A 20,970-nucleotide genomic window follows, 5' to 3' on the forward strand; every position below is an offset into this window, starting at 1 on the left:
CACATCGTAACCAAGCTGGCCCCAATCGGCAAACGATAAAACAAAAAACACGACAATAGATGTCGTGTTTGAATAAAATTAACGAGAAAGATAAAAATACAAACGGGCGTAATTAAAATCGCACGGTTTATTTAGTGCTAATGGCTATCATATTACAGCAATTTAAATTTATTTTAGCGCCAGTATAAAACCCAAGCACTGGTGGTATTCACTTTCGGGTCGCTATTAATCTTATCTTTTAGCGCCAAAGCGGCGACTTTGCCGCGCTCAGGGCCAACGATAACGCGCACACCACGACTGGTAGGACTGGTTTTGACTTGATAACCCGCTGATTGGAATTTTTTTGCCAACTCATCCGCTTTGGCTTGGTCATTCGCGAGTGCCACTTGTACGCCAAAACTGCCTTTAGCATCGGTTTCTTTCACCTCTTTACGGGCTGCGCTCAGTTTCTGCTGCGCTTCACGCTTGGCATCGGCAGATTTCTTGGCTAACGCTTCTTCTTTTTGACGCTTTTCTTCACGCGCTTTTTCAGCCGCTGCTGCTTCACGTGCTAGGCGATCTACCTGCTGACGCGATGGGATGGTAATATTTTGACCCAGTTGTAGCGAGGTCGACGGTGAAAGGTTATTTGCTTGTGCCAAGACTTCTACGGGCATATTGTGTTGCCGTGCCAGTTTAATCAGCCCATCACCTTTTTTTACCTGATAATCCGTAGGCGATTTTGGCGCTTCATTTTTAGCGACTTCTGCAGCTTTTTGTTTTTTCTCAGCTTCAGCTTGTTTTTTAACCTCTGCCTGCTTTTTTGCTTCCGCTGCCTTTTTACTCTCTGCTAGCTTTTTAGCGGCTGCTTGTTCTTTAAGCACAGCTTGGCGCTGGGCTTCTTGTTGCGCTTGAGCGGCTTTTTTCTGCTCACGGGCACTATTATCATTCTCAGCTGCCGTAGCAGTATTATTGCTATCCTTACTAGGTTTGGTCGCTGTCAAGGTATCTGTTTCAGTGTCTTTACTGTCCTCGGCTTCTTTGTCTTTAGCAGGTGCGGTGCTCGCCAAATACTGCTGGCTTTCAGCGCGCGCTTTGGCCAATGCTTGCGCTTCAGCTGCCTCTTGTTCGCTTAAGAATTTCTGCGCACGCCTTTCTTGCTCTGCAACGCGGGCGGCGCGCTCTTTTTGTTTTTGTGCCAAAATGCGCTTTTCAGTCTCGATATCAGTCGTCAAGGGCTGTGGAGATTCTTGCGCCGGGCTTTGTTTTTCTATCATCGCTGAAGCAGGTTTTGTTTTATTGCTATCGCCAATTTGTTGCACCATGGCGTATAGCATCACGCTACCGCCGATAATCATCCCAATGCCCAATAAGGCTTGTCTCGAAAAGTTCATCCGTTTACGTCTCTTAGTTGGTAATAAGGTTGATTGAGCGGCGCAACTGTCGTCCCAAGCTATGTTTATATAGCTTTAATAAACAATTTTGAAACTTAATATCGCCGCCAGTTATGTCCAGCCACTTCTCAAATGCTAAGACAAGCTGTTTATAGCCATTTTAATTTGTACATAGCATTGTATAGCAGTATGGTAAAGCAGTTTGATTATAAAGCATATTTTTTATACTGTCTGCCCTCACACTCCTGCTAAGACTAACATTAAATCAGTATGATTTTAATTTAAATTATCAGCATCAAGACCCGCTAGCGCCTCGCCAATCGTATGGAACGAGCCACATACCACGATTAAGTCCTGCGCTTGGCTACATTTCATAACGGCAGCGGTGGCTTCTGATAAACGTTTAAACGCATGTACTTGTGCCTTATCAACATAACTCGCTAAGATACCTTGTAGCTGCTCTGTGCTTGCTGCACGTGGATAATCAATCTCAGCGATAAACCAATCGCTAATCGGCAAGCCCGCTTCAGTCAAACGCTGCACGACTTTCTTAATATCCTTATCGCCCAACATAGAAAACAGCATTTTAATGTTGGCAGGTTTACTACTTAAGTGTGCGCAACTATTTTGCGTTGCTAGATGCTGCTGCCAAAGCGGTAATAATTGCGCCAATAAAAACTCAACGCCTTGCTCGTTATGCGCCACATCAAACAGCCAATGACGGTTGTGGGTCTCACGATAGTCAAAGCGACCGGCAAGCTTGACCGTCTGCAATGCCTGTTCAATAGCACTTTTATCAATATTTAATGGGCTTGCCAGCACCGCTGATAAAGCATTGGCGGTATTGGTCAATGACAGTGCTGGACGCGGTAGTTGCATAGTGACAGCAGCATTACTATATTGCCAAACGTCGGTATCCACTTCACGATAATCAAAGTCTTGCCCAGCTTGATAACAAGTTGCCTGATGCGTAGCAATCGCTTGCTGTACACTAGCTGGCATCGCAGTAGCACCATAAATTAAGGGAATACCATCACGTAAAATACCTGCTTTTTCACGGCCAATATCTTCGACATTATCGCCTAGCCAATCGACATGATCGATAGCGATATTGGTAATCACCGCCATATCAGGATCAATGATATTGACCACATCTAAGCGACCACCGAGCCCCACTTCTAACACCCAGACATCGCAATCTGCTTCAGCAAAGATTAATAATGCTGCCAATGTTGTCATTTCAAAAAATGATAAGGTTAAAGCGCACTGTAACCTTGCCGTTTCTACTTTGCTAAAGGCATCAATCAACGTCTCATCACTGACCATCTCGCCATTGATACGCACGCGCTCGTTAAACACACTCAGATGCGGTGACTGATACAGCGCCGTTTTATAACCTGCCGCTTGGCACATCTGCGCGATGACCGCGGTCGTTGAGCCTTTACCATTGGTGCCCGCTACGGTAAATACATAAGCATCGTCTTTGGCTGACTGTACCACGCCTAACGCCTCAGCAACCGGCAATACGCGTGACAAGCCCATATCTATCGCCGAGACATGAATTTGCTGCATATAATCAAGCCATTCGGTCAAACTCGAGTGCTGATTAGGAATATTAGAATTAGAAACGGTAGAGTCAGACATGGGCAGAACCTATATGAAATTTTTCGGGAAAATAGAGAATGAGAAAATACTTAATTAGGAAATAGAGACAGTATATAACTACCTAGCCAAAAAGCAAAAATAGCATTTACCGTGATTAACGATAAATGCTATTAAGTCATAACGATCTCGATTGCCTGTTTACTAAACCAGCTCAGCACATGTTAAGCATCAACATTAGGCACGCGGCATAGTTTTGCTAGCAGACGGTAAATGGTATCAATGAGCTGATGACGGTGCACCACTTCATCAACCACGCCATGCTCTAACAAGAACTCGGCACGCTGGAACGGCTCTTCTAGCGTCTCGCGCACCGTTTGTTCAATCACGCGCTTACCAGCAAAGCCAATCATGGCCTTTGGTTCTGCCAAATGGATATCGCCAAGCATAGCAAGCGATGCCGTCACTCCGCCATAAACAGGATTGGTCAATACTACGATATATGGCACACCAGCTAAGCGCAAACGCTCAATCGCCGCCGCCGTACGAGCCATTTGCATCAAGGATAGCAGACCCTCTTGCATACGCGCGCCGCCAGAGGCCGCAAAGCAGACTAAGGGTACTTTATCTTTAAGGGCTTTTTCAGCGGCTTCTACAAAACGGTCGCCAACCACCGAGCCCATAGAGCCACCCATAAAACGGAAGTCAAAGGCACACGTCACGATATCAAGATTGCGCAATTTACCATACATCACAATCAGTGCTTCAGACTCGCCGGTTTTGTCTTGTGCTTCGCTCATGCGCTGCGGATACGGCTTACTATCCACAAAGCTCAATGGGTCTTTGGCAGTAAACTGCTGTCCTAGCTCACCCTCTACCTGGTCGAGCAGCCAGTTTAAGCGCTCACGAGCACTCATCGGTAAATGATGGTCACAATGCGGGCAGACATAGCAATTGAAAATCAGCGCCGTATTGGTAATCATCGAATGACAGCTGCTACACTTGGTTGACGGTTCAGTTTCGACAGCCGTCAAAGGTGCGGTCAGTTGCTGTTTAATGCCCGGTATCGGGCGCTCAAACCATGATTGCCCAGCGGAACTGCCATTTTTTTCAGTCGTGCTTGTTTCAGTATTATTTGCAGTGGTCATATCAGATTTTGTTATCGTATCAGTCATAATATTCGCCATTATCAAAGGCTTATCGACAAGTTGGCCAGCTTGGTTTAATTGGCTTATTCTCTTGTCCCTAAGAAGTCCGTTTATAAGAATCAATTTAAAAGTCACATATCGTTATAACAAACATCAGCAGTTATAAAGCACGCTTATGCGCAACTGTAACAATTTATATGTGATGTTAGTTTACACACGTAAACTAACTTTAGCAAAGTCATTTGCCTGTGTCTTTATAAACATTGTTATAAAAATTGCGCTAGCCTTCTAAGCCTTTCAAATTTTGATACCAATAAACTCGATATAATCTTAGGCGGTTAAACTATCAAGTGCGCCGCGTAGCTCGTCCATTTTTACCATAATTTTTTGCTGAGCAGCTGCAACCGCAGTCGCATCTTTAGCATCGATATCAGCAAAGTTTTGCACCAGTGCACTTCCAACGATAATACCATCGGCGTGCTGACCGATCGCTTTGGCAGAGGCCGCATCACGAATGCCAAAGCCCACACATACTGGCAAATCGGTCTCGGCTTTAATCGCTTGCACTTGGGTAGCCACATCATCGGTATCGAGCGTCGCCGAACCGGTCACGCCTTTTAATGACACATAGTAAATATAACCACCGCAATGGGTCAGTACTTGCTCGCGGCGCTCAGGCAAAGTCGTTGGCGATAATAAAAAAATCTCATTCATCGCATGCTCAGTCAAATGCTGCGTAAAGCTGCCCGCCTCTGCTGGTGGTAAATCAACCATTAAAATACCATCGACGCCTGATTGCTCGCATAAGGCGACAAAATTGTCATAACCGATGATTTCCACGGGATTCAGATAGCCCATTAGGATAATCGGCGTCTGCGTATCTTGTTTGCGGAATTCTGCCACCATGTTTAGCGCATCACGCGTACTAGTACCGGCTGCTAAGGCGCGCTCGCCAGCTAATGCAACAGTTGGGCCATCGGCCATTGGATCAGAAAACGGCAAGCCTACTTCAATCATATCTGCGCCATGCTCAACCAAGTCGTGTAGTAAGCCAACAAAGTTACCAGGCGTTGGATCGCCTGCCATGACATAAGGAATCAGGGCTTTTTTATTTTGGGCTTTTAAGGTTTCAAACGTACTTTCAATTCGGGTCATAGTGGTTCTCTTATAATTTTAAAATGAGTTTGTTGTCATTGAATCGCGTAAAGCTCGCATCTGTTTAATAGACTTATCAAAACTCGCTTGAGCGGTTTCTATGATGGCATCGATTTGAAACAATATGTCAGCATCTAACTGACTAATAAGCGATTTCTGATGCCAAGTCTCAATATGTACTAAGCGTTTTACATAAACCGAATCTGGTAAGTTTTGGCATTTATTAATTAAGAATTCTCGCCAAGGCATTTCTCTTTTTTCATCACCATTGCAAATATTGCATGCCAGCACAAAGTTATAGATTTCATTAGTACCGCCATCTTTTACAGCCTGCAAGTGGTCAAGATGACCTTTGCGACTATTCGGATCAATTACTATATCGCAATAGGCGCATTTATTATCAAAATAATTCCAAACTTGCTGCTTCTGAGATTTGTTAGGGTGAGTATCTATAACCTGTAGTAGGCTACGTTTAATCTGGTTTTTCGCCATAGAGGGTGTGACTTTTGCCATCTTACTAATTCTCTGATTTTTCAAAATTAAATAATATAAATATATATTGTGAACCCTCTATTAAACTTAATAGAGGGCACTATCAAACTAAATGAAAAATATTAATGATTTTTAAGCTAGAAAACGAATCTATAACTCAATCCCTTCTGCCTTCATTACTGAATGCAAATCCTTATCGCCACGACCTGACATATTAACGATGATGCTTTGCTCAGGCGTCATGGTTTTAGCCAGCTTCAGCGCGTAGGCGACCGCATGAGCAGATTCAAGCGCAGGGATAATGCCTTCTTTACGCGTCACTTCATGAAAGCCCTCTAGCGATTCTTTATCGGTACAGCCAACATATTCAACACGCTTCATGTCTTTTAAGAAGCTGTGCTCAGGGCCAACGCCCGGATAATCAAGACCCGCTGAGATAGAATGTGTCTCTTGGATTTGGCCTTCATCGTCCGCCATCAAATACGTACGATTGCCATGCAATACGCCGATACGGCCAGCGGCCAATGGCGCTGAATGGCGACCCGTTTCTATACCGTCGCCCGTTGCTTCGACGCCATACATTTTGACGTCAGTATCATTTAGGAAATCAAAGAATAGACCAATCGCGTTTGAGCCACCACCAACACAGGCAACCAAGGCATCAGGTAATTTTCCCGTTTTTTCTAAATGTTGAATACGGGCTTCTTTACCGATAATCGCTTGGAAATCACGTACCAGTAGTGGATAAGGGTGCGGCCCTGCAACCGTGCCAATGATATAATAAGTCGTATCAACGTTAGTCACCCAGTCGCGCATGGCCTCGTTCATGGCGTCTTTCAGCGTCCGCGACCCTGAAGTTACTGGCACCACCGTCGCACCGAGCAAACGCATACGATAAACGTTCATCTTTTGGCGTTCGACATCATCGGCACCCATATAAACAATACACTCTAACCCTAAGCGCGCAGCTATCGTGGCCGTTGCGACGCCATGCTGTCCTGCGCCGGTCTCAGCGATGATACGTTTTTTACCACACATCTTGGCAAGTAGTGCCTGCCCAATGGTGTTATTTACCTTATGCGCGCCCGTATGATTTAAGTCTTCACGCTTAAAGTAAATCTGTGCGCCGCCAATTTCATCACTTAAACGCTTGGCATAATAAAGCGGCGTTGGGCGACCAACATAATTGACCAAATCATTATGATACTCTTCCCAAAATGCCGGATCGGCTTTGACTTTGGTGTATAAGGTTTCAAGCTCTTCAAGCGCTGCCATCAGGGTTTCAGACACAAAACGACCGCCGTGAACGCCGAAATGTCCGCGCGCATCAGGATATTGGTTAAAGTCTTGGACGTTTTCTGGATTGGTAAAGGTATTGATAGCTTTAGCCGTGGCAGATACATCTTTGCTTGCGACATGACTCATGATAATTCCTACTATAATAAGTGGTATTTTTTAGAATAAATAAAGGGAAAGATTTTAGGTAATGAGCTACTTAACAAATAGAAATCCACCGTTAAAAAGCTAATTACTGATATTCGAAGGTTCGCTCGGCGTCTCGTTTTGCCATCGGTCGCGTTTAACTGCTTTCATAAAGGCACGCATTTTGGCAGCGTCTTTTTTACCTTTGCCCAACTCAATTCCGCCGCTGACATCGACGGCATAAATCGGCAGCTCTAAAGTAGCAGCGACATTGTCGGCATCAAGCCCGCCCGCTAAAATAATAGGCAGCGAGCTGTCTTGCGGTAGCAAACTCCAGTCAAATCTGGCACCTGTGCCGCCATACTTATGCGGATGGTAAGCATCGAGCAAAATACTGTTCGCGCCAGCGGCAGCAAACTCATCAATTTGAGCACTTACGCTAGCAGTGGTGTGCTGCTCGGTATTGATACGTAAGGCTTTTATCCAGCGTTTATTGACCGCGCTTGCCATTTGCTGACACTGCTCAGGCGTTTCATCACCGTGAAATTGAATGATATCAAAAGGGACACGATTTGCCAGTTCAATCAGTTCCGCTCGCGGCATATTGACCACCAAGGCCACCACACTGATAAAAGCGGGCAAAGAAGCACTTAGCAATTGTGCCTGCTCGATAGTAACAGCGCGCGGACTCGGTGGATAAAAAACCAAGCCGACGGCATCGACACCCAACTGAGCAGCCATTTTAATATCACTAGGCTGGGTAAAACCACAAAACTTCACCTGCATAATGTGACCTTAGATATAACATCAAATAGACATGACACTAAATATAACGTTGATAGATTGGCTCGAATACATAGACGACGATAAATATTGATTGCCAACGCTAAAAAGCAAATATGATGATTTGTTAATTGAATAGCAAATCCATTGCATCCAAAAACTTATCCTAGCATACTTTTATTCACAGTTTTGTTTATGATTGCGATTGATTAATATAGGAAAGGTGGAATGTCTAAAACGGTGGCGGCAACGTCTCAGCACATTGCTAGCAATAATACGACGAGTGCAAACCCTGCCCATTACTTAATGTGGTTTCGTCGTGACCTGCGAGTTCATGACAATACGGCATTGGCAGCGCTTTGCGAGCGTGCAAATAAGGATAATGCGCGAGTCAGCGCTATTTTTTTTATAACGCCTGAACAGTGGCACGCGCATGATATGTCACTCACCCAGCTCGATCATATCGCTCGCAGCTTGCCACTCTTAGCAACCTCTTTGCAAAAACACTTAAATATCAACTTAACCGTACAAGTCTGTGCCAGCTTTTCTGACTGTGTTGAGACGCTAAGCACGTTGTGTGAGGTAAATGATATCAGCCTTGTCATGGCAAATCATGAGTACGAAGGTAATGAGATTGAGCGCGACCAAGAACTAACCAACCAACTTGCTAAATCCGATATCAAATTTATCCGCTGGCACGACCAATGTATCTTGCCACCAAAAACCATTACCACCAATGACGATAGCATGTATCAGGTCTTTACCCCATTTTATAACAAATGGCGGCACACTTTAGATGTTAGCAGCTTACAAATGCACCAAGCCATGGCGGTAAACTATCAGTCAAAAAGCAGCCAGTCAAAAAGCAGCCTAAAAACTGCAAAAGACAGCGCTCATACTGTTAAAGACATAGAAAAACTCAGTAAAAAAGCCGTCGAAGATTATCAAAAACGGTTAGAGACCGCCGTAGAGTATCAGCACATTGATTTTGGCGCTCAGCTTGAGCACGCTAGAACGGCTTATCCAGCGGGTGAAGGAGCTGCGTGCCAACGTTTAGAGGATTTCATCGCTGATGATATCGATAACTATGACATCAGCCGCGATGTGCCAAATTTGCAAGCGACCAGCCAACTCTCAGCCTATCTCACTATTGGCGCAATAAGCCCAAGACTTTGCTATCTGCAAGCCACAAAAGCATTAGAGAGATTACAGGATAATGATAGCAACAATTTCGATAGCTTTGATAAGTCCGATAACAACGATATTAATCGCTGGATAAGTGAGCTGGCGTGGCGTGACTTTTATCGTCATGTTTTAGATGATAAGCCCGAGCTTATTCGCCATAAAGCTTATAAAGAAGAGACCGATAGCAAGATTCACTGGTCATATAATCAGGATGATTTTAAGGCATGGTGCACAGGCATGACAGGCGTGCCATTGGTCGATGCGGCCATGCGCTGTCTCAATGCGACCGGGTTTATGCACAATCGCTTGCGCATGGTAACGGCGATGTTTTTGACCAAGGATTTATTAATAGATTGGCGCTTGGGTGAGCGCTACTTTATGCAGCAGCTGATAGACGGTGATTTTGCGTCCAATAATGGCGGCTGGCAATGGAGCGCGTCAACAGGCACAGACTCCGCACCTTACTTCCGTATTATGAACCCTTTTAGCCAAGCTAAGAGTCATGATGCTGATGCATTATTTATTAAGACTTGGCTGCCAAAATTAAAAGACGTACCAAGCAGTATTTTGCATAGTGAAGATAAAATGCGTAAAGCGCTCACAAAGGGCGGTCAGTTTGCTGACATTGCTTATCCTGTGCCGATGGTTGAGCATAAAGTAGCCCGGCAACTGGCGATTGCTGAATTTAAAAAACAACGCTGACATTTTTAACAAAAAGCGCTAGTTTTCTACTTGAGCTACCTCTTGTGGCGTACTGCCAGTTTGCACCAAACTGCTTTGTGCTGCACTATCTATATCGATAGCTGGCTTTACTATTCGTGTCTGAATGGTATAAATAGCATACGCAAGACAAGTAAAGCTTATGATGAGCAGCACCCACGTCGCAAAAGGTAGCGATTCTTTTGCTTTAGGCTGCTTGATTAATTCGCGTTTCTCATGAACGGAGGGCTGATTATTGGAAGTTGTCATATACGCCACCTCTTATATCATATAAGCTTATTTCAACGACAGCATTTATAAGGCTGTCGTTAATGATAAATAAGTCCTGCTATATAATATAGTAACCCTATTGCCAATAAATTCAAGCAACATCTGTTAAGTGGTGTAGCGTTTCGTTAACCCATTTTAAGTATTAAGCCGTTGGCATTTGACACGCCCCTGCACCCTGCGTGGTTACCGTTACCACAGCACCGGTCAATGAAAACAACTGCTGCAATTGGGTTTGCGCATTTTCTAATGCTAAATTCATCACATCACCGCGGCAAGCACGCTCAAGCACTTCTTTTTTCGCCATACTTTGCGCTTGTTGCAAGATCTTTGGATCAACCTGCATCATACCAAAAGCGCCAGTCTGCCAATCATAGATTTCGATATCGTCTAAATAAATAGAAAATATTTCTGACGGCGGCAAGGTGATATTGATTTGCGGCATCATTGAGACAGGCGTATTAGCATCAGCTTCCTGCAGCTGTTCAACATCAATCTCTGGCTGCACCACCTGTACCATCTCTGGCGTTAACGCACTCAAATCAATCCCTGCTTCTACGCGCCCGCGTGCAATAAACAAACCCTTTTGCTCATCTTGCCACAGCTTCATCCAGCTGCCTGGTTTTTGGCTAGTGATAACGGTATCGACACTAAACGCCACCGTCTCTAAACGATTTAATTTTTGAATTTGCATAACCACCCCTTCACGGGTAATGGTTTCTATCGGTTTTTCCTTAGTGAGGTTTTGCGCGCTGTATATCGCAAAAGCGAGCGCAGCAAGACCGATAAGCAATACCAGCCACGATAGCATCGAGATGGGTTTTTTTGCTTGCGGGTGCTTGGCATTATTATTAGCCGCGGGAGAGTGATTATCAGGGTTGACCATGCAAACTACCTCAAGATTTTATATTAATTCTTATCAGCATAAAATTGCTAAATACCAAACCTTTAATGCTAGTTGTTTATAAGCATTTCAAGCAGTTACTACCATTCTCCTACATAATTAATGAGTTTCTTGCCACTTTAAAAAATAGCTTTTGCTTCACTATTTATCCCTTTATTCTCTTATGTCCAAAATCTATAAATCGTGCTGCTTTATCAGCTAACCAGAGTTTTATCTTTGAGTCTCCAAAATTGGCAATTTTTGAATTAAACAATCAGCTTATTTTTAGCATTGTTATTGAGTTTAGCCACTGTTTGAGCTGAAACAACAAAAAGTCATTGCGTCTTAGGCGAACTTTACCTAACATAGTCAGATTGTATAAGCAAAATGTTGGCATGCACCCATTTTTCTGGCTTTTTTGCCAAAAATATGACGCTGTCGATATGGATGTATTCATACAAAAATAAAAGTTTCACCCTTTTTGTAAGGCGTTTTATAAACGCACTTTCTAATAACGTGCTGCTTGTTGCAGTACTTTTTAGCTAGGCAGGTCCTAGACTATTACCAAGTGATAAAAGGTAAGCTTGCGTCGGCTATCAAAGCACACGCTAAATATCCTCCTATTTCTTATTTATTTTATCGTTGATAAGGTTCCGCTTTATTTATGAAAGCCAGTCAATTTTTGTTTGCCACGCTAAAAGAAACGCCCAGCGACGCTGATATCGCCTCAAGCCAACTCATGGTAAGAGCAGGTCTTATTCGTAAAATCGCTTCTGGATTGTATATCTGGCTGCCGATGGGTTTGCGCGTGTTGCAAAAAGTCGAACGCATCGTTCGCGAAGAGATGCAAAACGTCGGCGCTCAAGAAGTGCTGATGCCAATGACCCAGCCTGCCGAGCTTTGGCAAACGACCGGGCGTTTTAATGACTATGGTCCTGAGCTGTTACGCTTTAAAGACCGTCATGACCGCGATTTTGTCTTGGGGCCGACGCACGAAGAAGTCATCACCAACCTTGCTCAAGGTGAGCTGCGCAGTTATAAGCAGTTGCCGATTACCTTTTTCCAAATCCAAGGTAAGTTCCGTGACGAGATTCGTCCACGTTTTGGCGTGATGCGTGCGCGTGAATTCACCATGAAAGACGCTTACTCGTTCCACGCTGACCAAGCGTCTTTGGCAAAGACTTACCATGAGATGTACGACGCTTATACGCGCATCTTTACCCGTTTGGGTTTAGATTTCCGTGCCGTGCAAGCGGATACCGGTTCTATTGGCGGTTTTGCGTCGCATGAGTTTCATGTGTTGGCAGACAGCGGTGAAGATGATATCGCTTTCTCTGACGTTTCTGATTATGCAGCCAACGTTGAGCTTGCCGAATCGGTCAGCACCGCTGAGCGTCAGCCACCAAAAATGGAACGCGAAGACGTTTTAACAGAAGACATGACCAGTTGTAAAATGGTTGCTGAGCATCTAGGCGTACCGTTAGAGACGACGGTGAAAACCTTAATCGTCCACGGTCATACCGAAGATGATGAACCGCAATTAATCGCGATTGTCTTACGCGGTGACCATCAGCTAAATACCATTAAAGCGGAGAAAATCGAAGAAGCCAATGTACCGCTAACGATGGCTTCTGATGAAGAGCTTAAAGCCGCTGGTTTGCATAAAGGCTATATCGGCGTTGATTTGGATATGCCCGTATTCGTCGATCGCTCGGCAGCTTCTTTGTCGGATTTTGTCTCGGGCGCAAACGCAGTCAATAAACATACCATCGGTATGAACTGGGTGCGTGATGCCAGCATTACCCGCGTCGTTGATGTGCGCAATGTACAAGAAGGCGATCCTTCTCCTGACGGTAAAGGCAGCCTAAAAATCAAACGCGGCATCGAAGTCGGTCATATCTTCCAGTTGGGTGATAAATACTCGCAAGCGATGAATGCGACTGTCTCTGGTGAAGATGGCAAGCCTGTGACCATGATGATGGGTTGCTATGGTATTGGCGTCAGTCGTATCATCGCGGCTGCTATCGAGCAGAACAACGATGAAAACGGCATCATGTGGCCACAAACGCCAAGCGTTGACGATTCAATTGCGCCGTTTGAAGTCGCTATCATACCGATGAAGTCAAAAGAAGACACCGTCATGCAGACGGCGACCGCGCTGTATGAGGAGCTAAAATCTCAAGGTGTTAACGTCTTGCTTGATGACCGTAATGAGCGCCCGGGCGTGAAGTTTGCCGACCTTGAATTGATTGGTATTCCGCATCGTATCGTGGTTTCAGACCGTAACTTGGCTGAAGGCAAATACGAATACGTCAATCGCCGCGAAACAGAAAAGCAAATGCTGAGCCGCGAAGAAGTGATGGCAAAAGTAAGCGGCAAATAGTTTTTAATAAAACTTGCTCAATAAAAAGCGCCTATCTGATTCAGATAGGCGCTTTTTTTAAACCAAACGCTGCAAAACCAATTTAAATAAAACCATTACCTTACTGGCGAATCAAGCGGCTTGGCTGCGGTAACAACTTTATATCACTGACGCGGCAAGGATTGATATCGATACCGCCGCGGCGTGTATACCACGCACGAACCATCAGCTCGCTTGGCTGATAGTACTGACTCAAATCAGCAAATATTTGCTCGACACACTGCTCATGAAAGCCATTATGCTGACGGAAACTTAAAATATAACGTAACATACTTGCTTCATCAAATGCTTTATTACTGATAATCGAAACCGCTAACGTACCCCAATCTGGCTGATTGGTCACCGGACAATTACTGCGCAGCAAGTTAGAATAAAAGCTAAGCATTTTACCAGCTTCTTTTTCAGAACCTACTGAACCACTTGCTAATAATGACGCGTCAGGATGTTCCGTTAGCGCGACTTTCTCGCTGCTATTGGCAAGCGCGTCATCAATACAAACGCCCTCAGGTTGAGCAATTAACAGCCCTGAATGCTTATCATCTAAGCCACACAACTGAGCGGTTACTTCTGCCTGAACGCATGACGATAAATCTTTAGCAATCAGCGCTTGTACTTCATCCCAACTAGCGAACTCGGTAAAGTTAATACTATTTAAATATAGTTTTAATGACTTTGATTCGACGATAAATGGCGAGCTGGCAGGAACAGCAAAGCGTGCAATAGCCACTTGTGAAACACCTTGTGCATTTAACCAAGACAGCTCAAAGGCGTGCCACCAATCGACGCCCACTGCTAGCTTATCATCTTGCCAGCCAATCACATCGCGCCCTAGATTGCGCGCTATTGGATAGAGGGTCTGGGGACTATACTCAGTTGGATAATCAGTGGTTTGTTCGCCCAAAATACCGTGAATACTCATGGCTACTTCCTAATAGTAAAACTGATGATAGTTAAAATGCTAGAGATTATAAATAGTACTCACAGCAATTTATAAACGAATACGCGAACCATCACTTAATAGTCGATAAGAGATGATATAAAAAATGACGCAAAAGGCAAAGATAGCCGCCATCGAATACCATACATTGACATCAGAATAGCCAAGGATACCGTAGCGGAAAGAGTTCACCATATAGACAATTGGGTTCAACAGCGAAATATTTTGCCAAAATGGCGATAAATTTTCCATCGAATAAAACACCCCGCCAAGATAGGTCAGCGGCGTCAACACAAAGCTTGGAATAATAGAAATATCATCAAATGAGCGCGCAAATACGGCGTTGATAAAGCCGCCAAGCGAGAATAAAACCGAGGTGCCAATCACCGTAAATAAGGTGATAAATAAGTGCTCAATACCCAGCTTGGTAAAAAATAACGCCACAATAAAGACGATGACCCCAACCGCCAGTCCGCGGAAAATACCGCCACTGATATAGCCCGTCAAAATAGCATGCTTAGAGATTGGTGATACCAGCAGCTCCTCAATGCTTGAGTGAAACTTAGCACTAAAAAAGCTCGAGACCACGTTTGAGTAACTGTTGGTGATAATCGCCATCATAATCAGACCGGGCACGATAAACTGCATGTATGGCACACCGCCCATCTCGCCCACGCGCGAACCGATCATTTTACCAAAGATGACAAAATACAGGCTCATCGTAATAACTGGCGGCAATAATGTTTGCGGCCAGATGCGTAATATGCGGCGAATCTCTTTAATCAGCAGGGTGCGAAAAGCAATCCAGCGTTGTGCGAAGTTCATGCGTCATCTCTCCTAAGCAGTCTACGGGCTAATATCAAAACGCTATCACGGCCCGCAGATTGCCTATATGGTTGCTATATTTATAGTGGTCTATTTATGTGGGTAAATTGGAAAAATTATCAATAAAACAGCCTACGAGCTCAAAGGTTCATGCAAGCTTTTATCGACCAAGCGCATAAACAGCTCTTCTAAACGGTTGGCTTTATTGCGCATACTGGCGACCAAAACGCCTTGCTTAGACAACTGCTCAAAGACACCGTTTAGCGACTCCCCTTCTGTCAGGGTCACTTCAAGCGTTAAATCATCGGGTTGTAGCGTGTCAGTGACCCCCGTTAAAGCAATTTGCTTGGTCAATGGCGTCGCCAAATCAAAGACAAAAGTTTCAACCGATAACTGCGCTAATAAATCTTTCATTTCCGTATTAATACGAATCTCACCGTGATCCAAAATAGCGATACGCTTACAAAGCTGCTCCGCTTCTTCCAAATAATGGGTGGTCAAAATAATCGTGGTATTTTCTTCAACGTTAATCTGCTGCATAAATTCCCACATCGAGCGGCGCAGCTCGATATCGACCCCAGCCGTTGGTTCGTCGAGTATCAATAGCTTTGGTTTATGAATCAAGGCGCGCGCAATCATCAATCGACGCTTCATACCGCCTGATAGTTCGCGCGCTTTATTATCACGCTTATCCCATAAGCCTAATGCTTTGAGCAGTTTTTCTGCTCGCGGTTTAGACTCTTTCGCCGCAATACCAAAATAGCCGGCTTGAGTAATCAAAATATCTTCAACTTTTTCAAACTGATTGAAGTTAAATTCCTGCGGTACCACGCCCAAAAACTGCTTGGCTTTTGAAGGTTCAGCCAACAAATCGGTACCAAAGATATGCACACTACCCGCCGTTGGCTTAAACAAGGAGCTAATGATACCAATCATCGTTGATTTGCCCGCACCATTTGGCCCAAGGAGCGCAAAAAACCCACCTTGTGGCACTGTCAAGCTGACATCTTTTAATGCCGAAAACCCGTTGCCATAGGTTTTAGATAAGTTCTGAATAGATAGCGCTGGCACCTCAGACATGAATACCTCTTTATTAGTGATGTATCTATAAAGGAATATAGAAGACGATTCGGGAAAAGTTAGTTTTCTATTATTTGCTCTCGTATCTTACGAGTCTCGTGTCTAGATGTGAGGCTCGCGGTTGCGGATTTCAACATTAGGATGATATAACCACGATATTAATAATATCAATCGTCGCCCACAAAAAAACGCCTACCTCATTAAATGAAATAGGCGCTCTATAAGCTTCTATATATGATTGCTGTTATCCGCAATACTGTAGCGTTTTTAGAATATTTTGACTATATTAAGCAGAATAATGATAAAAAAGCAAAATAGAAGACGATAACTAGTTTACCGTCTCCTGCTGTTTTTTATTACTGTTGCATATAAGTCAGCCAATTAAATTAGCTTGCTTCACCAACCATATAATCCACTGCGTTTTGTACTTCTTCATCAGGGATATCAGCGCCGCCTTTGGCAGGCATAGCGTTAAAGCCGTTGATAGCATGGGTATACAAGGTATCTTTACCTTTAGCGATACGAGGACCCCAAGCACCAGCATCACCTAGCATAGGAGAGCCAAGTAAGCCTGATGCGTGACACGTTTGGCAGACAGCGCTGTAAACTGCTTTACCATCACGCGGACCATCGCCTGCTGCTGGACCTGCAGAACGTGCAGTGACATCACATACTTCGTCGTCCTCAAAGCAGACTTTAGCAACCGGCTGAATACGAGCAATCAAGTTAGGATACAAAGCGATGAGCTTTTGTACTTGTGGCGTATCTTGCGGAATAGGCTCTTCTTCAGCGGCAGGTGCGGCAGCGGCTGTTGCTTCTTCAGCAGGTGCATCTGCATCGGTCGCGTCTGCTTGCGCAGCTTCATCGGTAGCTGCAGCGCCATCGGTAGTATCAGCAGCAGCTTTGGTATCGTCACCCAATTTTTCAGGCAAGTTATCGACAACCTCTTGCCCTTCTGCGACATCAGATACGGTTACAGGCGTGTCTACAACACTTTCGGCTTGGCTCACAGCGATACTAGCGATTCCTAGAATGGCAGCTGCCGATAACATAACTACTTTTCTCATTCGTCACGTTCTCTTATTGCGTATACAAGGGCCGACACGACTTGGACATTCTGTTTGTCCTCCTTTGATAACCAAGCAGTTATCAATAGCAAACAGCCATCCCGCATACGGGCGCGCTTGTAATCGGTGATTATAAATATGAATTCTCCCTAACATTATAAGGGAAAAGACAGGTAGATTGCCATGCCTGTTTGCCGACTATGGTGTTTTTTCTTAAAAAACGCCAATAGCGGTCTTCATTCATTGGCTTTATGACTTTTATTTGTTAGACTAAGCGGTCTTAATTTTTAGACGCCTTTTCGTTCTAACGACAGCCAATTGCACTTATTTATACACGTCATTAGTTAATTGGGTTTTAGTCGATCAATTATGCGCTCGTAGCTCAGTTGGATAGAGTATCGGTTTCCGAAGCCGAGGGTCGTGGGTTCGATTCCCGCCGAGCGCACCAATCATCGTATTTATCCCTTCCTCAGCATTATCCAAAACCTCTACAACACTTTAACGGCAACGCTTTACGCTGTTAACTGCTGCCTATCACTGTGCGCTAACATCGATAAAATGTTGTATATAAAGTTGTTAAATCTATTTAATTTATAAAAACCTACTCTGCATCTTGCAAATTCGCTGTTAGCTGAGCACGGCTGGGGACACGGTGATAATTAATCACGGGTACATCTCCCAAACGGCGCTGACCCGCGGCAAGCTTTTTATCAATAGTAATCATAGCCACTTTTTTATCTTGCTTGCTAATCAGTAAATGATTGGCTTTACGGTTGACACGGTAGTCAGGAAAATACTGCTTAACCAATTCTGCAGTTTTTTGTAGCCCATCATTGAGTGGTGTTTTTGCGCGCCCCGACTTTAGGTTGTGCTTATCGGCAGTTTTAGGCGCGCGCGATTTTGCCAATACCCATAGTCCGATGACAACCGCGAGCAATATGACAAGCCACCAAATACCATCTATCATAGAAGTCTATATCCAATCTTAAAAAGGGATGACTCATGTTAACAGAATTATCACCTGCGTTAATAGCCGAAGTCGAGCGCGCTGCCAAATTGCTGGGCTCAAAACAGCGCATCTGTATTTTAACGGGCGCTGGAATTTCAGCAGAAAGCGGCATTCCAACGTTTCGAGATAAGCAAACAGGCCTTTGGGAAAATTATGTGGCTGAGGACTTGGCAACGCCTGAGGCTTTTGCTCGCGACCCAAAACTGGTGTGGTCATGGTATCAGTGGCGCCGGCAGTTGGTCGCTGAGAAAAAACCAAATCCTGCCCATGAAGCTTTAGCGCAGTGGCAATATCATAGCCAATCTACCGAGCAGCAATTGACGCTTATTAGCCAAAATGTCGACGATTTGCATGAGCAGGCTGGTAGTAATGTCACCCATTTACATGGCAATCTTTGGCAAAATCGCTGCAGTCAATGCGATGCGCCCTACCAAGAGCAATCTAGAGGCTCATATAGCAGTGCCGATACCCTAGATTATAGTGACGCTTTGATTACTTGCTCGCATTGCGATGGCTATATACGTCCCGATATCGTGTGGTTTGGCGAAGCGTTGCCTGTACAAGCCTGGCAGACAGCGGAGGACGCGGCGGCCAATTGTGAAGTGTTTATGAGTATTGGCACCTCAAGTCTCGTTTATCCTGCGGCAGGCCTAGCGCAATTGGCAAAAGAAAACGGCGCTAAAATCATCGAGATAAACCCACATCCAACACCGAATACTATCGTTGATATTACCTTAGCAGAAAAAGCTGGGATTATTATGCCGTTATTAATCCAAAAAATTACGGCCATGTAACTGTGCCTAAAAAGCACTTTGTAAAAAAGGAAAAGGCTTAACGATTTATATAACCGTTAAGCCTTAATCAACGAAGATATCTGTAATCACTCCTAGTGGAGAGCAATATCCACGCGCGCTAAGTATTGCTCTTTTAACTCATTATCTATAAATGAGGATTTAAAAGAGTTTTTTACCAAAGTAACGATATCGTTTTCTGTCAGAGGCAGATTGTCACATATATTGATAAAGTTTTGATTCATATAGCCTTTAAAATAAGCAGGGTCATCAGAGTTGACGCTGACATTCAAGCCATAATCGAGCAGCTCTTTAATATTGTGCTGTTTGTAACTCTCAAATACCTTGAGCTCAATATTAGAATTGGGGCAAACCGTCAGTGGCATTTGCTCGTCTTTTAGGCGTTGCATCAGCGCTGCGCTCTTTATCGATTGTACGCCATGATCAATGCGATTGATTTCCAATACATCTAACGCTTCATAAATATAAGAAAAATCTGCTTCCTCGCCAGCATGGGCGACCAGCTTAAAGCCCGCTCCTTTCGCCTTTTTAAACACTTCTTTAAACTTGGCGGGAGGGTTGCCCAATTCTGAAGAATCCAGACCGACGCCGATAATATCGTCTTTAAATGCTAATGCTTGCTCTAAAGTCTCAAACGCCTCTTCTTGCGATAAATGGCGTAAAAAACATATGATAATACAAGAGGTGATGCCGTATTTTTCTTTGGCATCGGCAAGCGCTTCTTTGATACCAGTAATGACTGTCGCAAACTCAACCCCTCTTGCAGTATGGGTTTGCGGATCAAAAAATATTTCCGTATGGACGACGTTATCTTCGACACACTTTAAAATATATTCCCACGTTAAATCATAAAAATCGTCTTTGGTAATCAGAACGTTGGCGCCCGCATAATAGATATCTAAGAAAGTTTGTAGATTGGTAAAATTATAGGCGCGGCGGACGTCTTCGATATCCTTATAAGGGATAGCGATATTATTCTTTTTCGCCAGTCTAAACATCAGCTCCGGTTCTAATGAGCCTTCGATATGTAAATGCAGCTCTGCTTTTGGCAATTTTTTTATCAGCTCAATCATTGTATTGGCATGGTCCTTTATCTAAATTTACTTGTTATTTCTTTAAGCGTTATTTTAAAAATACTGTTAGTTTGAAAAATTGTTATTAAAGAAACTGCTATTTTGGAAAATTACTATTTTAAAAATACCACGGTATCGGACAGCTCATTACCCGCAGGGTCATGTTCAAGATGATAATACTGACGCAATAACTGACCTACCTCGTCCAACAACTCCATCAGACTTTCTTCAGTTTTTTGATTGGCGATACCTGAGACCGCCTTTTCGCACATGGCGCTCCACACGGTTGGACTGACATGCGTGCTGATACCGCGGTCAGCGACGATTTCTAGCTTGTGCTCGCAAATATTGACATAAATCAAAACGCCGGTATTTTCTTCGGTATCCCACACGCGATATTCGCTAAATAAATCAATCGCACGATCGCGGCAGTCAAGATGATAAGCATCTTGGATAGGTAAATGATTTTCGATAATTAAAAACACCTCGCCGCGATGTCCGCGCTCAGCCAACGTCACCTGCTCTGTCAGCCGAGCCTTCGCCGCGGGCGTGAGCCACTTGCTATGCAACATAGGGACAAACAGTACTTGACGCCACCAACGAGCAAAACTTGCCTGCGACGAATTGCTTTTTACCATTATATTATATCCTCAAGTACGCCATTGCTGGCAATCTTCTAATGTCTGAGCCTAATTTACCCTGCTTACTCTTATAG

Annotated in this window: 19 protein-coding genes and 1 tRNA gene; 4 read left to right on the top strand and 16 right to left on the bottom strand. The window is 44.2% G+C overall.

All coding sequences use genetic code 11. The features are described 5' to 3' along the window. Positions 1–173 precede the first annotated feature (173 nt). The 7 genes from A7325_RS12165 to A7325_RS12195 all read right to left on the bottom strand — a co-directional run bounded on the left by A7325_RS12165 (position 174) and on the right by A7325_RS12195 (position 7,978). Entirely contained in the window at positions 174–1,373 is a 1,200-nt protein-coding gene (locus tag A7325_RS12165; protein WP_068408506.1) for a LysM peptidoglycan-binding domain-containing protein, read from the bottom strand. 276 nt (positions 1,374–1,649) lie between these two features. Then, the gene (gene folC, locus A7325_RS12170) at positions 1,650–3,017 is read right to left on the bottom strand and encodes a bifunctional tetrahydrofolate synthase/dihydrofolate synthase (RefSeq protein WP_068408508.1); all 1,368 of its coding nucleotides are present in this window, start codon (positions 3,015–3,017) and stop codon (positions 1,650–1,652) included. Positions 3,018–3,199: 182 nt separating this feature from the next. After that, complete coding sequence (gene accD / locus A7325_RS12175) at positions 3,200–4,162, bottom strand: acetyl-CoA carboxylase, carboxyltransferase subunit beta (RefSeq protein WP_197488910.1); 963 nt, start codon at positions 4,160–4,162, stop codon at positions 3,200–3,202. Positions 4,163–4,453: 291 nt separating this feature from the next. Further along, complete coding sequence (gene trpA, locus A7325_RS12180; RefSeq protein WP_068408510.1) at positions 4,454–5,278, bottom strand: tryptophan synthase subunit alpha; 825 nt, start codon at positions 5,276–5,278, stop codon at positions 4,454–4,456. Positions 5,279–5,296: 18 nt separating this feature from the next. Next, positions 5,297–5,791 carry an HNH endonuclease gene (locus A7325_RS12185; RefSeq protein ID WP_068408513.1) on the bottom strand — a complete coding sequence of 165 codons (495 nt, stop codon included), beginning with the start codon at positions 5,789–5,791 and terminating at the stop codon, positions 5,297–5,299. Between the two features lie 129 nt (positions 5,792–5,920). Continuing rightward, positions 5,921–7,195 (bottom strand): tryptophan synthase subunit beta, encoded by a 1,275-nt coding sequence (gene trpB / locus A7325_RS12190; protein WP_227515014.1) that lies wholly within the window; start codon positions 7,193–7,195, stop codon positions 5,921–5,923. A gap of 99 nt (positions 7,196–7,294) precedes the next feature. Next, the gene (locus A7325_RS12195) at positions 7,295–7,978 is read right to left on the bottom strand and encodes a phosphoribosylanthranilate isomerase (protein ID WP_197488911.1); all 684 of its coding nucleotides are present in this window, start codon (positions 7,976–7,978) and stop codon (positions 7,295–7,297) included. 225 nt (positions 7,979–8,203) lie between these two features. On the opposite strand from A7325_RS12195, the gene A7325_RS12200 reads away from it, so the two are divergent. Beyond that, positions 8,204–9,862 carry a cryptochrome/photolyase family protein gene (locus A7325_RS12200; protein WP_068408517.1) on the top strand — a complete coding sequence of 553 codons (1,659 nt, stop codon included), beginning with the start codon at positions 8,204–8,206 and terminating at the stop codon, positions 9,860–9,862. Between the two features lie 18 nt (positions 9,863–9,880). On the opposite strand, the gene A7325_RS12205 is transcribed toward A7325_RS12200, so the two are convergent. Next, entirely contained in the window at positions 9,881–10,129 is a 249-nt protein-coding gene (locus tag A7325_RS12205; RefSeq protein ID WP_068408519.1) for a hypothetical protein, read from the bottom strand. Positions 10,130–10,292: 163 nt separating this feature from the next. Next, complete coding sequence (locus tag A7325_RS12210) at positions 10,293–11,033, bottom strand: DUF4230 domain-containing protein (protein ID WP_082894403.1); 741 nt, start codon at positions 11,031–11,033, stop codon at positions 10,293–10,295. A 661-nt stretch (positions 11,034–11,694) separates the two neighbouring features. On the opposite strand from A7325_RS12210, the gene A7325_RS12215 reads away from it, so the two are divergent. After that, positions 11,695–13,413 (top strand): proline--tRNA ligase, encoded by a 1,719-nt coding sequence (locus tag A7325_RS12215; protein ID WP_068408521.1) that lies wholly within the window; start codon positions 11,695–11,697, stop codon positions 13,411–13,413. A 100-nt stretch (positions 13,414–13,513) separates the two neighbouring features. On the opposite strand, the gene queF is transcribed toward A7325_RS12215, so the two are convergent. The 4 genes from queF to A7325_RS12235 form a co-directional block, all read right to left on the bottom strand. Continuing rightward, on the bottom strand, positions 13,514–14,371 hold the full coding sequence (gene queF / locus A7325_RS12220; RefSeq protein WP_068408523.1) for an NADPH-dependent 7-cyano-7-deazaguanine reductase QueF: 858 nt from the start codon (positions 14,369–14,371) through the stop codon (positions 13,514–13,516). 69 nt (positions 14,372–14,440) lie between these two features. Beyond that, entirely contained in the window at positions 14,441–15,214 is a 774-nt protein-coding gene (locus tag A7325_RS12225) for an ABC transporter permease (protein WP_068408525.1), read from the bottom strand. A 132-nt stretch (positions 15,215–15,346) separates the two neighbouring features. Further along, positions 15,347–16,294, bottom strand: a complete 948-nt coding sequence (locus A7325_RS12230; protein ID WP_068408527.1) for an ABC transporter ATP-binding protein — start codon at positions 16,292–16,294, stop codon at positions 15,347–15,349. Positions 16,295–16,680: 386 nt separating this feature from the next. After that, positions 16,681–17,361 (bottom strand): c-type cytochrome, encoded by a 681-nt coding sequence (locus A7325_RS12235; protein WP_068408529.1) that lies wholly within the window; start codon positions 17,359–17,361, stop codon positions 16,681–16,683. A 371-nt stretch (positions 17,362–17,732) separates the two neighbouring features. Between A7325_RS12235 and A7325_RS12240 the strand changes: the two genes are divergently transcribed. Next, positions 17,733–17,809, top strand: a tRNA-Arg gene (locus tag A7325_RS12240). 153 nt (positions 17,810–17,962) lie between these two features. On the opposite strand, the gene A7325_RS12245 is transcribed toward A7325_RS12240, so the two are convergent. After that, the gene (locus A7325_RS12245; protein ID WP_068408531.1) at positions 17,963–18,328 is read right to left on the bottom strand and encodes a hypothetical protein; all 366 of its coding nucleotides are present in this window, start codon (positions 18,326–18,328) and stop codon (positions 17,963–17,965) included. Positions 18,329–18,363: 35 nt separating this feature from the next. Here A7325_RS12245 and A7325_RS12250 point away from each other — a divergent pair, with 35 nt between their 5' ends. Continuing rightward, positions 18,364–19,164, top strand: a complete 801-nt coding sequence (locus A7325_RS12250; RefSeq protein ID WP_068408533.1) for an SIR2 family NAD-dependent protein deacylase — start codon at positions 18,364–18,366, stop codon at positions 19,162–19,164. Between the two features lie 92 nt (positions 19,165–19,256). Here A7325_RS12250 and A7325_RS12255 read toward each other — a convergent pair whose 3' ends face one another. Next, on the bottom strand, positions 19,257–20,255 hold the full coding sequence (locus tag A7325_RS12255) for an adenosine deaminase (RefSeq protein WP_068408535.1): 999 nt from the start codon (positions 20,253–20,255) through the stop codon (positions 19,257–19,259). Between the two features lie 113 nt (positions 20,256–20,368). Next, complete coding sequence (locus A7325_RS12260) at positions 20,369–20,893, bottom strand: TPM domain-containing protein (protein ID WP_068408537.1); 525 nt, start codon at positions 20,891–20,893, stop codon at positions 20,369–20,371. Positions 20,894–20,970 lie beyond the last annotated feature (77 nt).

Source organism: Psychrobacter sp. SHUES1, assembly GCF_001652315.1.
Taxonomy (GTDB): Bacteria; Pseudomonadota; Gammaproteobacteria; order Pseudomonadales; family Moraxellaceae; genus Psychrobacter; species Psychrobacter faecalis.

Excerpts from the sequence above, each read along its gene's own strand:
- A7325_RS12165 (WP_068408506.1), bottom strand. The coding sequence starts at position 1,373 with ATGAACTTTTCGAGACAAGCCTTATTGGGCATTGGGATGATTATCGGC.
- folC (WP_068408508.1), bottom strand. The coding sequence starts at position 3,017 with ATGTCTGACTCTACCGTTTCTAATTCTAATATTCCTAATCAGCACTCG.
- accD (WP_197488910.1), bottom strand. The coding sequence starts at position 4,162 with ATGGCGAATATTATGACTGATACGATAACAAAATCTGATATGACCACT.
- trpA (WP_068408510.1), bottom strand. The coding sequence starts at position 5,278 with ATGACCCGAATTGAAAGTACGTTTGAAACCTTAAAAGCCCAAAATAAA.
- A7325_RS12185 (WP_068408513.1), bottom strand. The coding sequence starts at position 5,791 with ATGGCAAAAGTCACACCCTCTATGGCGAAAAACCAGATTAAACGTAGC.
- trpB (WP_227515014.1), bottom strand. The coding sequence starts at position 7,195 with ATGAGTCATGTCGCAAGCAAAGATGTATCTGCCACGGCTAAAGCTATC.
- A7325_RS12195 (WP_197488911.1), bottom strand. The coding sequence starts at position 7,978 with ATGCAGGTGAAGTTTTGTGGTTTTACCCAGCCTAGTGATATTAAAATG.
- A7325_RS12200 (WP_068408517.1), top strand. The coding sequence starts at position 8,204 with ATGTCTAAAACGGTGGCGGCAACGTCTCAGCACATTGCTAGCAATAAT.
- A7325_RS12205 (WP_068408519.1), bottom strand. The coding sequence starts at position 10,129 with ATGACAACTTCCAATAATCAGCCCTCCGTTCATGAGAAACGCGAATTA.
- A7325_RS12210 (WP_082894403.1), bottom strand. The coding sequence starts at position 11,033 with ATGGTCAACCCTGATAATCACTCTCCCGCGGCTAATAATAATGCCAAG.
- A7325_RS12215 (WP_068408521.1), top strand. The coding sequence starts at position 11,695 with ATGAAAGCCAGTCAATTTTTGTTTGCCACGCTAAAAGAAACGCCCAGC.
- queF (WP_068408523.1), bottom strand. The coding sequence starts at position 14,371 with ATGAGTATTCACGGTATTTTGGGCGAACAAACCACTGATTATCCAACT.
- A7325_RS12225 (WP_068408525.1), bottom strand. The coding sequence starts at position 15,214 with ATGAACTTCGCACAACGCTGGATTGCTTTTCGCACCCTGCTGATTAAA.
- A7325_RS12230 (WP_068408527.1), bottom strand. The coding sequence starts at position 16,294 with ATGTCTGAGGTGCCAGCGCTATCTATTCAGAACTTATCTAAAACCTAT.
- A7325_RS12235 (WP_068408529.1), bottom strand. The coding sequence starts at position 17,361 with ATGAGAAAAGTAGTTATGTTATCGGCAGCTGCCATTCTAGGAATCGCT.
- A7325_RS12245 (WP_068408531.1), bottom strand. The coding sequence starts at position 18,328 with ATGATAGATGGTATTTGGTGGCTTGTCATATTGCTCGCGGTTGTCATC.
- A7325_RS12250 (WP_068408533.1), top strand. The coding sequence starts at position 18,364 with ATGTTAACAGAATTATCACCTGCGTTAATAGCCGAAGTCGAGCGCGCT.
- A7325_RS12255 (WP_068408535.1), bottom strand. The coding sequence starts at position 20,255 with ATGATTGAGCTGATAAAAAAATTGCCAAAAGCAGAGCTGCATTTACAT.
- A7325_RS12260 (WP_068408537.1), bottom strand. The coding sequence starts at position 20,893 with ATGGTAAAAAGCAATTCGTCGCAGGCAAGTTTTGCTCGTTGGTGGCGT.